Origin of the sequence: Labilibaculum antarcticum (assembly GCF_002356295.1) — a bacterium.
Taxonomy (GTDB): Bacteria; Bacteroidota; Bacteroidia; order Bacteroidales; family Marinifilaceae; genus Labilibaculum; species Labilibaculum antarcticum.
Genome location: NZ_AP018042.1, coordinates 150,083 through 162,746, shown reverse-complemented (window position 1 = coordinate 162,746; position 12,664 = coordinate 150,083). Strand labels below are relative to the sequence as shown.

Genomic DNA, 12,664 nt, shown 5'->3' with positions numbered 1-12,664 from the left:
TAAACGAAAGTTTGCTGCTTTTGTATTTAAGTTTAAATTTGTAAAAAAAACAAAAATACGATGATACAAAGAATGCAGTCTCTATACCTGTTATGGAGTTTTATTTTAATTGAAATCATGTTCTTTTTTCCTTTGGCGGAATTGGTGGATGCATCAGGTACAGTATATGAATTTTTATATCGGGGAATACCTGCTTTGCAGGAAGGTGAACCTGCAGTTTGCAATGCTTTCCCGGTTGCAATTTTATTAGGCATTATTGGCTTAATTAGTTTCGTAACTATTTTCTTATTCAAGAAAAGAATGTTACAGGTTCGTTTAACTGTGTTTAATATGATTTGCATGATTGGCGCAATGGGCTTGATCTATTACAGCATAAGCAGTGAGGCAACAGAATTAAATGCCATTACTACTTACAGCCTGATTAATGCATTTCCTTTGGTTGCATTGGTGTTAAGCTATCTGGCAATTCGCGAAATTGGAAAAGACGAAGCCTTAATTCGCTCAATGGATCGAATTCGATAAGCTATCACGAAATAAAATAACAAAACCGGCCTTTTGAGCCGGTTTTGTTAGTTAAGAGTTTAAAGTAACAAGGATCAAGTAACAAGGATCAAGTAACAAGGATCAAGTAACAAGGATCAAGTAACAGTGACCAGTTAATTATAAATCTTATTTGGAGAATTTCTCCCTTTTTAGGGGAGATACCGACAGGGAGAGGGGTGTTTCGGATGAAAGTAAACAGAGATAAGTGATCAATTTACTTTAATCTTTCCACTTTTGCCTTTTCGCTTTGGACCTTCGACCTTTAAGATTTTCAAGGCCTTTCTACTTTATCCTTCATCCTTTTACTTTTTTTCTGCTTTTGTCTTCAAGCCAGACGGGCTATTCTTTTATCATTACCATAAAAGAATCAAAAGGGCTAGGCTACAGTTCTTCGCTACCCATTACGGTTCAAAGTCTAAACAGAATAATATTCACTCGTTCCTCGCTCATGGAATTCCGTTTTTAACGACTTTTTCACCTATGGGGCCCACCGTCGAACTGAATGCCAATTGGTGCGCTGATTGAAGGATCGAATTCGTTAAGCAATTACAATATAGAACAATAAAACCGGCTTAAAAGGCCGGTTTTTTGTTGGTTAAGAGTATGAGCTAACTGTCTTATTAGATTTTTAGACTTTCGACTTTCGACCTTCGACCTTTCAAGACTTTTCCAGACGCTCTTACTTCTTCCCTTTCTCTTTTTCCTTTTTAATTTTCTCCTTTGTTTTCTTTTTCATTACTGAGTAGCCGAAACGACCGATTAGTTCTCCCAACTCAAAGTAATGTCCGTGTGAGTAGACCAATGGTCCTGCTTGTGCCAATGAGAATTCGCCTTTTTCGTCGATGTATCGCTCATCGGCTTGTACGTTGACTACCTCGGCCATAAACATATCGTGCGAACCCAGTTCTACTATTTTAGTCACCTTGCACTCTATGCTCAATGGCGATTCCTCGATAATGGGAGCCGATATCTCTTTTGATTTGCCGGGAGTTAGTTTCATTTCCGTGAATTTGTCGAAATCTTTACCCGATTTTACACCGCACCAATCGGTAGCGTATGCCAAATCTTTTGTGGTAAGGTTGATTACAAATTCGCCACTCTCTTTAATGATGTTGTAGGAGTGACGGTTCTTGCGAAGAGATATGTAACACATGGCCGGATCGGAGCAAATTGTACCGGTCCAGGCAACGGTGATGATATTATAGTCTTCGGGTGTACTGCCACAGCTTACCATTACGGCAGGTAAGGGGTAAATCATGGTTCCCGGTCTCCAATGTTGTTTTGTCATAGTGTTGCGTTTTAGATTTGCTAAAATACAAATAACTGTTTCTTTACGGATAAGATGCACACATTTATTCTAAACAAATTCAATTTTACTTACATTTGCTTCTCACAAACACGGGCAGGCCCAAATTGATTTTGCCACAACAACATAAAACATGAACATTGAAAATATAAAGTTAGACGCACAAAAGTTAGAGAGTGAAGGAGATTTTAGATCGGCCTTAGCAAAATACAAAGAGATTGCTTTATTGGAAAAGGAGAATGTGGAAGCTCATTTTAAAGTGGGGGAGTTGCACCACCAATTGGGCGAATTACCACCTGCAATGAGCGCTTACATACGTGTAACCGATTTAGATCCGGAGCATAAAAAGGCAAAGGTAAAGGTCGAGATGATTAAAATGATATTGGATTATTACAATAAAGACATGATTAATCCTTAATTGGATAAGGATATTCAGATACAACAAAGCCTGTTCCATTGGGGCAGGCTTTGTCACACAGTATATTTAGAAACGAATAATTGTTTCTGATTCATAAAAAATAAATAAAATGAAATTGTCATCTGGTTTTAGGAAAGTATTGATAGTCGTTTTTGCTTGTGTATTGGTAATGCCAACGCTCCAGGCGCAGGATAAGAATAATTTGTTCTTGGGCGAACAAGAGCTTTTTAAGGCCTCAAAAAATACATCTACTGTCACTGTTGATGGCAAGATGGATGAAGCTTCGTGGAAGGAGACAGAAGTTCGTGCGTTGGATTTTTTCTACAATATAGAACAAGCAAGCGATCAGCAGAACACGAGCTTTAGAATGATGTGGGATGATGAAAATTTGTATGTGTTTTTTGACTGCAAAGATCAATATATTACCGCAAGAGAAACAAAACGCGATGGCGCACCCTACTTTGATGATTGTGCCGAAATTTTTCTGATTCCTGCTCCAGACAGTCTGAACATGCATTTCGGTTTTGAACTCAATTTGTACAAAACCGCTAACGATTTTATTTATTTGAACAATATGAACAAGGGAGAAAATGCCGTTATTAAAGGCTATAATCCCGATTATAAAACAGCTGTTAGCATTCAGGGAACGGTAAACGACAATTCTGATATCGACACTGGTTGGTGTATGGAAATGGCAATTCCTTTAAGCGTGTTTAAAGGTGTTGGTTATGCTCCGATTGCCGAAGGTGTTCAGTGGGCTTTTTTGGCCGTACGCCAAAATAGAGACGATGCCAAAGGAGACCGACGTTCTACATCTACCATATTCTCAATTTACGACATCGAAAAAAATGTGCATCAACCCAATCGATTTGGTTTGGTGGAGTTTGTAAAATAATACCGATTAGTATTTGATTCAATCACTAGTTGTGAGAGGGAGTTTAAAATGGAATCCTACACTATTTGAATGTCATGTTGAGCTTGTCGAAACATCTCCTATTTATAGATTAAGATCCTTCGACTACGCTCAGAATGACAATTGTGCGGTTTTTTTGGACAAGCTCGATAGTGATTGTCTACTCTTACAGATCGGCACATTGAATAGCAAAAAGCCTAACAATTTCGGATTGTTAGGCTTTTGTTTTTTTTAAGAAAGTAATTTGGGATTTAGGATTCTCTCAGTTTTCTATATGCATTATCATACCAATCTGCTTTTTCAATTGTGAATTCATATTGAGTCGTTGGTGTATCGCTTTCGACAATTTTAAATTTAATAGCTCCACCTTTCATTAATATTTGGTGCACTGTTCTCGAGTTCGTTTTATCAAAAGTAAGTCTATCTGATTTGTAATTTATAGCAGTTAAATTATATCTCTTTTTGTCTTTGTCCAGGATAAGTACTTTGTAGTATTCAGAAGAGTACGCTTTAACAGGATTGTTGCTTGCGTACTCGTAAAGTTGTATTGATATATTGCTGGAGCTTGAGTTTAGAAATCTTACGCTTAGCTCTGAATCTTGTGTTGCAGTATTACTAAAAGCACCACTTATTAAATATGTGTTTCTGATGTATCCTTCCTTAGTAGGCTCCCCAAAATCATCGACATAGTAATTGACAGACCAAATGCCGGTATTGTTAAGGTTTGCTATTCTGTCTTTTTCTTTTTTGTCAGCATCCTTTTTCTTTTTTTCTGCGAGTAATTCGGCTTCTTTCTTCTTTTTTAATGCTAACTGAAGTTTTTCTATTTTACCACGCAAGAGTTCGAATTCCTTGTTTTTTGAGGATTCAGGGTGCTCCTTATATAGTTTGAATATATTTTCCTTGGCTTCAGAATATTTTTTTTCAGCGTATGCTTGCTCTACTTTTGCAATTATTTTTTCTGCTCCGTTCTCACATTTTTCAAGTTGAGCTTTTAATTGTTCGTGCTCGGCTTTTAACTTGTCGTAGTCGGATTGAGAAACACAGCTTGTCAAGATTATTGCTAATGCAATGACGGTAGTAATTTTGGATATCATGGTATAGTTTTTAAGTTTTAAGGTCAACCAAATGTACGAATTGTGAATATTTTTTCAAACTATTGTTAAATATTTTATGTTTTAAAATTTATTGGGGGAGTCTCTTAAAGTAAACACCTTAGGCTTGTGTTGACAAGATCTAAGGCTTACGCCCATTCAGGGCTTTAAGTTTATTACGAATACAAACAAAGGGCGATGCCCTTTGCTATTGCCATAAGGCTTTCAGCCTTAGCATTACGATATTCTTCTGCATATAATTCAATATTCCGCCAAATACTTACGGACACTATCTTCACCCAATAAAAGTTCAGTCCATAAAATTGGCCAGGCAAAGTGAAAAGCAGATTTAGGAAATAAGTTCAGCCCTGAAAGGGCATAAGCAATAGAATAGGGCATAGCCCTATTTTATGAAAAATGTAAATCAGAAGCCCTAAAGGGGCGAAAGCTTACGGCCCATATAGCAAAAAATAAAGGGCGATGTTCTTCTTTACTACCATAAGACTTTCATTCTAAAGTTTGGGTTATTATCCACATCCATTCATTATTCCCACTAAACACCCACGCCACCCATCTTCACCCAATAAAAGCCCTGCGCGTAAAATTGGCAGGGCAAAGTCAATGGACTAAAAGCCCAATTCGTACTGTTTTGTGAGCTATCTCAACCAGCTGTTTTCCCTGCGGGCACTGCTTTGGTGAGTGCTCGCATTGGTGTGAGCCTAGTTCGTAATATTGCCATTGGGGTTAGTAGTGGTGCGAGAGGGGCTGGTAAAAGTGTGGAGCAGGCTGGCAGGTTTGCCGGGAGTAAAACCAAACTTACAAAGGAGGCTGGCAGTGCTGCGAGATATCAGCTCACTAGTGTGGAGAGGGCTTGCACCCATGCTTGGCATGAAAGCAAAAGTGTGGGCAGGGCTCCAAGCAATGCAGGGCGGTTTCGTTTGGGGCATAATTTGAATATCTACAAAAAGGAATAGGTGTTTTGTTGTTTAATATGATTATAAATAATAATGATAAAACGGGTGTATGCTTATGTTTTGCTGCTATTTCGTAAAATAAATATTTGCAGGCTGACAGGTTTGCGTGGGCATTTTTGTATGTAAAACAATATAATTTTGCTTGTTGTTTTTTTGTTGATCAGTAATGTCATAACTTAGGTAGATGTAGTATTAACGTAATAAAATTATTTCATGATTAAGTATCCTTTGTTTTACCGCATGCGCATAGCGGAGTATCTAACCTTTACGGCTCGTATTTACAGTCTGATAATGAATGCTGTTAGCGATAGTATCACTATGGAGCCATTCAAAGGCCGAATCGAGAAATCGAAAATCAGGCTTGAGGAATCGGGAAAGAAAGTAAACACACAGTTGTTAACCATAAATGTGACCGACTGCGATAGCAGAAGAGATCAGTCGATGATTGCCTTTACAGGTTTTGCCGAAGCTTGTTCGAAGCGTTTAAATACTACTGTTAGTGGTGCTGGAAAAGCAATTCTGAATGAAATAGGAAGTTATGGCAGTGGCATTATCCGTCGCCCCATGTTAGAGGAATCGGCTATTCTTTTGGCTCTGTTTGCAAAAATAAATAACAGTCCGTTTTTAACCGACTGTTTGCAACAAATGCGTGGAGAGCAATGGTTGGAAGAGCTTGAAAAAGCGGAACAGGATTTTACCGAAGCTGTTGAGGAAAGAGGGAATGCGAAATTGGATCGAAATGCAGAAATTAGTGGTGAAATGTGTAAAGAGATCAGAAATGAGTTTGAGGCTTTCTTTAAATATTTGGATGTGATGTGTGATTTAAATTCAGATGTTGCTTATGCCGAATTAGTGAAAGAAATAAATATTGTATCGGAAGAAACCAATGCAATTTTACTGCAACGTGCCGGGCGAAATTCTAAGAATGATGGGGACGAAATCGGCGGGAGCGAATAAGATTTTTTAGTGGGTGTCCTGTTATGGGTCATTTTGGGGTAATACCGGAGGCATTTATTTGTTTCCGGTATTTTTATGCGTTTGGTTTTTTTATCCGCTCGACGGGTAATTAACTCTTTATTAATGTGAAGCGTGTAATGCCAGAGTTTGTGCTGTATAATAAGTGCTTTATTTGTGTATGATTTCACCCCTCTTTTTGCTTTAAATCAGTTGTTAAGAATAATATTTTTATCTGTTACTTGATTCTCTTTCAATCAATTTTACGGGTAATACAATAGTTTCCTGATGATTTCCGGTTTTATTCGTAATGATGTCAAGCAGTAGTTCTGTTGCTTTAGTTCCAACATCAAAACCCGATTGCTCTATTGTGGTTATTGAGGGGCTTACAAACTCCGAAAAGGGCTCATTGCTGAATCCAACAACAGCTAGATCTTCAGGAATTCGAAGTCCAATTTCTTTGGCGTAAAGAATAATACTAAGCGCAGAAATATCGTTGGCAGCAAATATCGCATCCGGACGGTTTGGTGAGTCCAATAGTCTTTTGGCACCTTCTTTACCATCTTCTCTTGTTAAAAGACTTTCAATAATAAGATCTTCTTCAATCTCAAAATCGTGTTTGCGCAAGGCTTTAAGGTAGCCTTGTAATCTGTTAATGTAAATATTCAAATGTTGTGGTCCTCCCAAATGCGCAATTCGTTTGCATCCTTTGGATATTAAATGTTCTGCAGCTAAAAAACCTCCTTTAAAGTCATCAACAACTACCTGACTGGTTTCCAGTTCATCACAAACTCTGTCGAAAAAAACCAATGGAATGTTTCTGCTAGTGAAGGTTTTGTAATGATCGAAATTTACAGTGTTAATAGCTATGGAAGAGATGACTCCATCTACACGACTTGCAAATAAGGTTTTTGTGCAATCTACTTCTCTGGATTCTTGATCGTTCGACTGACAAATAATAACACTGTAGCCTCTTGTTCGGGCAAGTTCCTCAATACCGGTTATTGCCGATGAAAAGAAGAATCTGCTGATTCGAGGAATAATAACACCAATGGTCTTTGTGCAACTAGTGCGCAAATTAGATGCTAAGGCATTAGGTTGATAACCGAGTTGCTTTGCCATATCGCGTACGGCTTTTTTTGTTTTCTCACTAATCCGGGAATTGTCGTTGAGAGCCCTTGATACAGTAGAACCTGAAATGTTTAAAGCCTTTGCGATATCATGTATTGTAATGTTACTCTCCTTCTTCATACTTTCTAATGCCGATTTTAATCTGATACAAAGGTGCATATTATTTTTATAATTGACCAGTAAATCCGTAATAAAGAGTAATCGATTGCGCAAAAGTATTGTTCCAGTAAATTATTTAAATGCCTATGTATAGTGTAAGTTAGTAGTGTTTCACCCTCTTGTAAAGAACGATGTTTCTCTTGTAAAATAAAATAATAAGACAATCGATTGCACAAGTCGTTTGCATTTTATTCCTTTGTAATACGAAGAGTGATAAAATTGAGCTTGCGGATAAACAAGAAAATCAGATAGTAGTAATAATATTAAAATATAGAAATTATGGGCGTAAAATACGACGAGAGATATGCAACTCATCCTGCAGATGCAAAAAGTTACGATACAACGAGATTAAGAGATGAGTACTTAGTTCAGAATGTAATGGAAGAGGGAAACATTAACTTGACTTATTCTCAGTACGATAGATTGATCGTTGGAGGTGCAGTTCCTACAACAGAAGCTTTAGTATTGGAATCAATTGATCCTTTAAAGGCTGAGTATTTTCTGGAAAGGAGAGAGTTAGGAGTTGTAAATGTTGGTGGAAAAGGAACGGTAAGTGTTGATGGAGTAGTATATGAATTGGACTACAAGGAAGCACTTTACGTTGGAAAAGGAAATAAAGAAATCGTTTTTTCTAGTGAAGATGCAAAATCTCCTGCTCGTTTTTATTTGAACTCAGCTCCTGCGCATGAGGTTTTTCCTATCAAAAAGATTGGTCATAAAGATGCAATTGTTGTTGAATTAGGCGAGTCTGATAATTCAAACCGCAGAACTTTGAACAAGTTGATTGTTTCCGACACAACTAAAACCAATCAGTTGCAAATGGGAATGACCGAATTGCACAAAGGAAGTGTTTGGAACACTATGCCATCGCATACTCACAGCAGAAGAATGGAAGCTTATTTCTATTTCGAAGTGCCAAAAGGACAAGCTATTTGTCATTTTATGGGTGATCCTAAAGAGACTCGTCACATTTGGATGGGTAATGAGGAAGCGGTTTTCTCTCCAACATGGTCAATTCATTCAGCAGCAGGGACAAGCAATTATACTTTTATCTGGGGTATGGCGGGTGAAAACTTGAATTACGCAGACATGGATGTGTGTCAGCCAGATGAAATGCGTTAATTAAAATGTAATGTTCAATTAGTATAACTAAGATATGATTTTAGATTTATTTAAGTTAGATGGTAAAGTTGCCTTGGTAACTGGAGCAACACATGGTTTAGGAATGGCTATGGCTATTGCTTTGGCCGAAGCAGGGGCTCGGTTGGTTATAAATGGTAGTTCTCGCGAAAATATGGATAAAGCAATTGCCGTGTACGCAAGTCAGGGAATTGATGCGAAAGGATATGTTTTTGATGTAACGGATGAGGATGGTGTAATTGCTAATGTTGCAAAAATAGAAGCAGAAGTTGGTCCTATTAATATTTTGGTAAACAACGCTGGAATCATTAAGCGTGTAGCTATGCAGGACATGGAGGTAAGTGATTATCGTCAGGTGATTGATGTAGATTTGGTGGGTCCTTTTATTATGTCCAAATATGTTGGACGAAGGATGATTGAGCGCCGTGCCGGTAAGATCATTAATATTTGCTCGATGATGAGTGAACTTGGGCGAAATAGTGTAAGTGCCTATGCTGCAGCCAAAGGAGGTCTGAAGATGTTAACGAGAAATATGGCTACAGAGTGGGGTAAGTATAATATTCAAACCAATGGTATTGGTCCGGGATATTTTGCAACCTCTCAAACGGAACCAATCCGTGTAGATGGACATCCATTTAATGAATTTATTATCAATCGCACACCTGCTGCTCGTTGGGGCGATCCTTCCGATTTAGCGGGTGCGACCGTGTTTTTGGCTTCAAAAGCATCCGATTTTGTAAATGGACAGGTGGTTTATGTTGATGGTGGTATTTTGGCAAGCATTGGTAAACCTTCAAACGAAGAATAGTTAGTAGTGAGAAAGGAATAAGAAGGGGAGTGAATTCTTATCTCTTTTTATTCCTTTTTTTTCAATCCATCTGTATTAAGATCTAAACTTTGTGAAATGAGAAAGTATTGTTTTGTTATTGCTGTTGTGGCAAGTTTTTTAAGTGCGTGTTCTACTTCTCCGGTTCTTGAATTAAAGAATGAGTTGGCTTTGGCCAGAAAAGATGCGTCAATTCTTATCAAAAGGCTTGATGTAAAGAAATTCGTGGGAGAAATTCCAGTAGGAAAAGTACCTGTAGTAACTGATGAAAAAGGAAATGCAATTCCTTCACAAATTGATGATTTAGATAGAGATGGGAGTTGGGATGAGTTAGCGTTGGTTTGTGATTTTGAAGCTAATGAGGTGAAAAAGATGGGATTAAGCTTTGTAGTTACAGATGAGGCGCCTAAATACACAGTTCGAACCAATGTTCGATTGGGACTTGGCAATAAAGAGGATGGATTCGTTGGGGTTGACCAGGCAGTATCGCCAGTAGGTTTTGTCGGGATTCCTTTGAGTTATCAGGCTGAAAGTGTAAGCTGGGAGAATGACGTGATGGGATTCCGCGACTATTTTGATTGTAGAAATGCGAAAGACCTTTTTGGAAAACTAGCTCCGGAAATGATCATGGATAAAATCGGAACCAAAGAAAGTGGTAGCTATCATATTCTTTCCGATTGGGGAATGGACGTACTTCATGTTGGTCCTTCTCTTGGTTCAGGTGGTTTAGCCATGTTCCATAACGATTCTCTGTATCGTTTAGGATCTACAGATAAATTTGAATTTCAATTGATCACCAAAGGTCCCGTTCGCTCAATATTCGAATTGAAATCTTCAGGTTGGCATGTTGATGGGGGGAATTTGAATGCAGTAGAGACCATTACTGTTTGGGCAGGTAAATATTGGTTTCAAAGCGATGTGCTTGTAAGTGGCTTGAGTCATGAAGCAGAATTAGCTACTGGTATTGTTACTAGTTATCTGAAAGAAAAGAAACCATTCTCCTTTTCGGCAAACGATAAATTCGAGGCGGTTGCAACTCATGATATTCAATCATTGAATAATGATTATTTAGCAATGGGAATTTTACTGCCATCTGCTAGTAAAGTACGAACTGGAGACGCGCCGTTATTAAGTGACGAAGTAACTAATGGAAGTCGTTACAATCAGCCTGTTGGTCAAACCCATTTTGTAACTCAAAAAATAAGCAACAATACGATTGCTACCCATTATTTTTTTGCTGCATGGGAGAAAGAGAATAAAAAGTGGGCAGAACAAGAGAATTTTGAAAATCTGATGAAAAATCAGGCTGAAGAATTGGGTTCACCTATTATTGTATCGATTAAGTAGCGTAATTCCAGGATAGAGGTTAGGGAATAATAACTTGCTTTTTAGAGGAATTGCTGCTGATGTCGGGAGTGTTCCATGGGGAAATATCTCTAAATTTTTTATGGGGCGTGGTTGGACATTAAATGCCGCACGTAAAGTCTCTTTACTGATTTGTGCTCTTTGTATTGCGCCGGTATCTTTTGCAGCCTTAACGGATAATGTGTGGGTTGCAGTAGCCTTAATCGCTTTGGCTTCGGGCGGACACCAGAATTGGTCCGCAAATTTATTTACCCTTGTTTCTGATGTAATGCCCAAAAAGTCAATTGCCACGGTAGTAGGAATTGGTGGCATGATTGGTGCTGTTTCAGGAATGTTAACTGATTTTGCTCTAGGTCAAGGTTTGGATGCACAGGAAATGCATTTTATTTCTGGATGTTTTCGGGAGCAGGTATGTTGTATCTGGTGATTCTTGGAATTATACATTTAATGCTTCCAAAATTAGAGGGGCTTGATGAATATTTTCAGAAGATTTCGATTTAAAGTCCTGTAATTATTATACTTGTGTTTTTCAGTAACTGTAGTAAATTTGATTTGCGTTCTAATTAGAAACTTAATCTTACTTATAAGATAATTGTTATTACTTTTGTCTTGGGATTAATTAAATTATGGAAAAGAAAAAAATAACTCTTCAGGATATTGCGAAAGCGTTAAACATCACACCATCAGCTGTATCCAAGGCCTTGAGCGATCATCCTCGCATGAGCCAGCAAACCAAAGATGCAGTGAACAAAAAAGCGCGCGAGTTTAATTACAAACCCAATCAAATTGCTGCTGCTCTCCGCAGCGGTCAAAGTAAGCTTATTGGAGTAATTGTTCCTGCGGCAAATATATCTTTCTTTTCTTCTGTAATAAGAGGCATTGAAGAAACTGCTAATAAAGCCGGCTATAGTGTTATTTTAACACAATCAAATGATTCCGTAAAAAAGGAGAAGGCCATTATTGATACCCTTTTGGCAACAAGAGTGGATGGTGTAATTGCTGCATTAGGAATGAAGACTAAAAAATATGATCATTTCGAAAAATTGAAAGAGGAAGGTGTGCCTCTTGTGTTTTTTGATAGAATTCTAAAAGATTTTGGGGTTAGTACAGTAGAGGTAGATGATTATAAAGGTGCTTATAATGCAGTAAATCATTTGGTTGAACAGGGATGTAAGAGGATCGCACATTTGGCCGGACATTCTCATATGGAATTGTATAAAAATAGAATGAAGGGATATAAAGCATCTTTAAAGGATGCTTTTTTACCAATTTCTACAGAATTAATCATTCATAGTGATTTGCACTTGGAGGATGGTCGAAATGGTATGATTCAATTGCTTAAAATGAAAGAGAGACCTGATGCAATTTTCTGTTCTAGTGATTATTCTGCTGTTGGTGCTTTGCAAGTTGCTCGCGAACAAAATATTATTGTTCCAGATGAGCTTATGATTTTTGGTTTCAGTAACGAGCCATTTACTTCCTATTTAGATCCTGGAATAAGTTCTGTAGACCAGTCTAGTATTATCATGGGCCATACTGCTGGCGAGTTGGTTTTAGAACAAATAAAAGGTTCTAAATCAGACTTTAGTCCTCGAAGTATCGTTCTAAATCCAACCTTGATTCTTCGAAAATCTTCGAAAAAGTTTTAATTGATATTTATTTTTTCTTACTTTGTGTTCAATCGATTGAACAATGCTGGAGAAATCATTTCATCTTGAGGAGGATAAAAACGTGTATTTTTTTGATTATTGATTCAATCGATTGAATTTTATATTATCAGTTTTCAGTATGTAAAAAGAAAGAACGATTGTGTTATTTCCTTTTTTTTAAGGATCTGTTCA

General features: G+C 37.6%; 12 protein-coding genes. 9 read left to right on the top strand and 3 right to left on the bottom strand.

The window, feature by feature from the left end:
* Positions 1-60: 60 nt before the first annotated feature.
* Complete coding sequence (locus tag ALGA_RS00560; protein ID WP_096427443.1) at positions 61-522, top strand: DUF4293 domain-containing protein; 462 nt, start codon at positions 61-63, stop codon at positions 520-522.
* Between the two features lie 700 nt (positions 523-1,222).
* Here the strand turns inward: ALGA_RS00560 and ALGA_RS00555 are convergent.
* Positions 1,223-1,831 (bottom strand): flavin reductase family protein, encoded by a 609-nt coding sequence (locus ALGA_RS00555; RefSeq protein WP_096427442.1) that lies wholly within the window; start codon positions 1,829-1,831, stop codon positions 1,223-1,225.
* 151 nt (positions 1,832-1,982) lie between these two features.
* On the opposite strand from ALGA_RS00555, the gene ALGA_RS00550 reads away from it, so the two are divergent.
* The gene (locus ALGA_RS00550) at positions 1,983-2,267 is read left to right on the top strand and encodes a tetratricopeptide repeat protein (protein WP_096427441.1); all 285 of its coding nucleotides are present in this window, start codon (positions 1,983-1,985) and stop codon (positions 2,265-2,267) included.
* Positions 2,268-2,376: 109 nt separating this feature from the next.
* Positions 2,377-3,162: a carbohydrate-binding family 9-like protein gene (locus ALGA_RS00545; RefSeq protein WP_096427440.1), complete on the top strand. Its 786-nt coding sequence runs from the start codon at positions 2,377-2,379 to the stop codon at positions 3,160-3,162.
* Positions 3,163-3,431: 269 nt separating this feature from the next.
* Here ALGA_RS00545 and ALGA_RS00540 read toward each other — a convergent pair whose 3' ends face one another.
* Positions 3,432-4,277: a hypothetical protein gene (locus ALGA_RS00540; protein ID WP_096427439.1), complete on the bottom strand. Its 846-nt coding sequence runs from the start codon at positions 4,275-4,277 to the stop codon at positions 3,432-3,434.
* Between the two features lie 1,184 nt (positions 4,278-5,461).
* On the opposite strand from ALGA_RS00540, the gene ALGA_RS00530 reads away from it, so the two are divergent.
* On the top strand, positions 5,462-6,205 hold the full coding sequence (locus ALGA_RS00530; RefSeq protein WP_096427437.1) for a DUF6261 family protein: 744 nt from the start codon (positions 5,462-5,464) through the stop codon (positions 6,203-6,205).
* A gap of 228 nt (positions 6,206-6,433) precedes the next feature.
* Here ALGA_RS00530 and ALGA_RS00525 read toward each other — a convergent pair whose 3' ends face one another.
* Positions 6,434-7,453 (bottom strand): LacI family DNA-binding transcriptional regulator, encoded by a 1,020-nt coding sequence (locus ALGA_RS00525; RefSeq protein ID WP_096427436.1) that lies wholly within the window; start codon positions 7,451-7,453, stop codon positions 6,434-6,436.
* A 318-nt stretch (positions 7,454-7,771) separates the two neighbouring features.
* Here ALGA_RS00525 and kduI point away from each other — a divergent pair, with 318 nt between their 5' ends.
* The 5 genes from kduI to ALGA_RS00500 all read left to right on the top strand — a co-directional run bounded on the left by kduI (position 7,772) and on the right by ALGA_RS00500 (position 12,472).
* Positions 7,772-8,614 (top strand): 5-dehydro-4-deoxy-D-glucuronate isomerase, encoded by an 843-nt coding sequence (gene kduI / locus ALGA_RS00520; RefSeq protein WP_096427435.1) that lies wholly within the window; start codon positions 7,772-7,774, stop codon positions 8,612-8,614.
* Between the two features lie 34 nt (positions 8,615-8,648).
* Positions 8,649-9,440 carry a gluconate 5-dehydrogenase gene (locus ALGA_RS00515; protein WP_173803981.1) on the top strand — a complete coding sequence of 264 codons (792 nt, stop codon included), beginning with the start codon at positions 8,649-8,651 and terminating at the stop codon, positions 9,438-9,440.
* A 96-nt stretch (positions 9,441-9,536) separates the two neighbouring features.
* Complete coding sequence (locus ALGA_RS00510; protein WP_096427434.1) at positions 9,537-10,805, top strand: DUF4861 domain-containing protein; 1,269 nt, start codon at positions 9,537-9,539, stop codon at positions 10,803-10,805.
* 34 nt (positions 10,806-10,839) lie between these two features.
* Positions 10,840-11,250: an MFS transporter gene (locus ALGA_RS00505; RefSeq protein WP_145957551.1), complete on the top strand. Its 411-nt coding sequence runs from the start codon at positions 10,840-10,842 to the stop codon at positions 11,248-11,250.
* A 199-nt stretch (positions 11,251-11,449) separates the two neighbouring features.
* Entirely contained in the window at positions 11,450-12,472 is a 1,023-nt protein-coding gene (locus ALGA_RS00500) for a LacI family DNA-binding transcriptional regulator (protein ID WP_096427432.1), read from the top strand.
* The last annotated feature ends 192 nt before the right edge of the window (positions 12,473-12,664 follow it).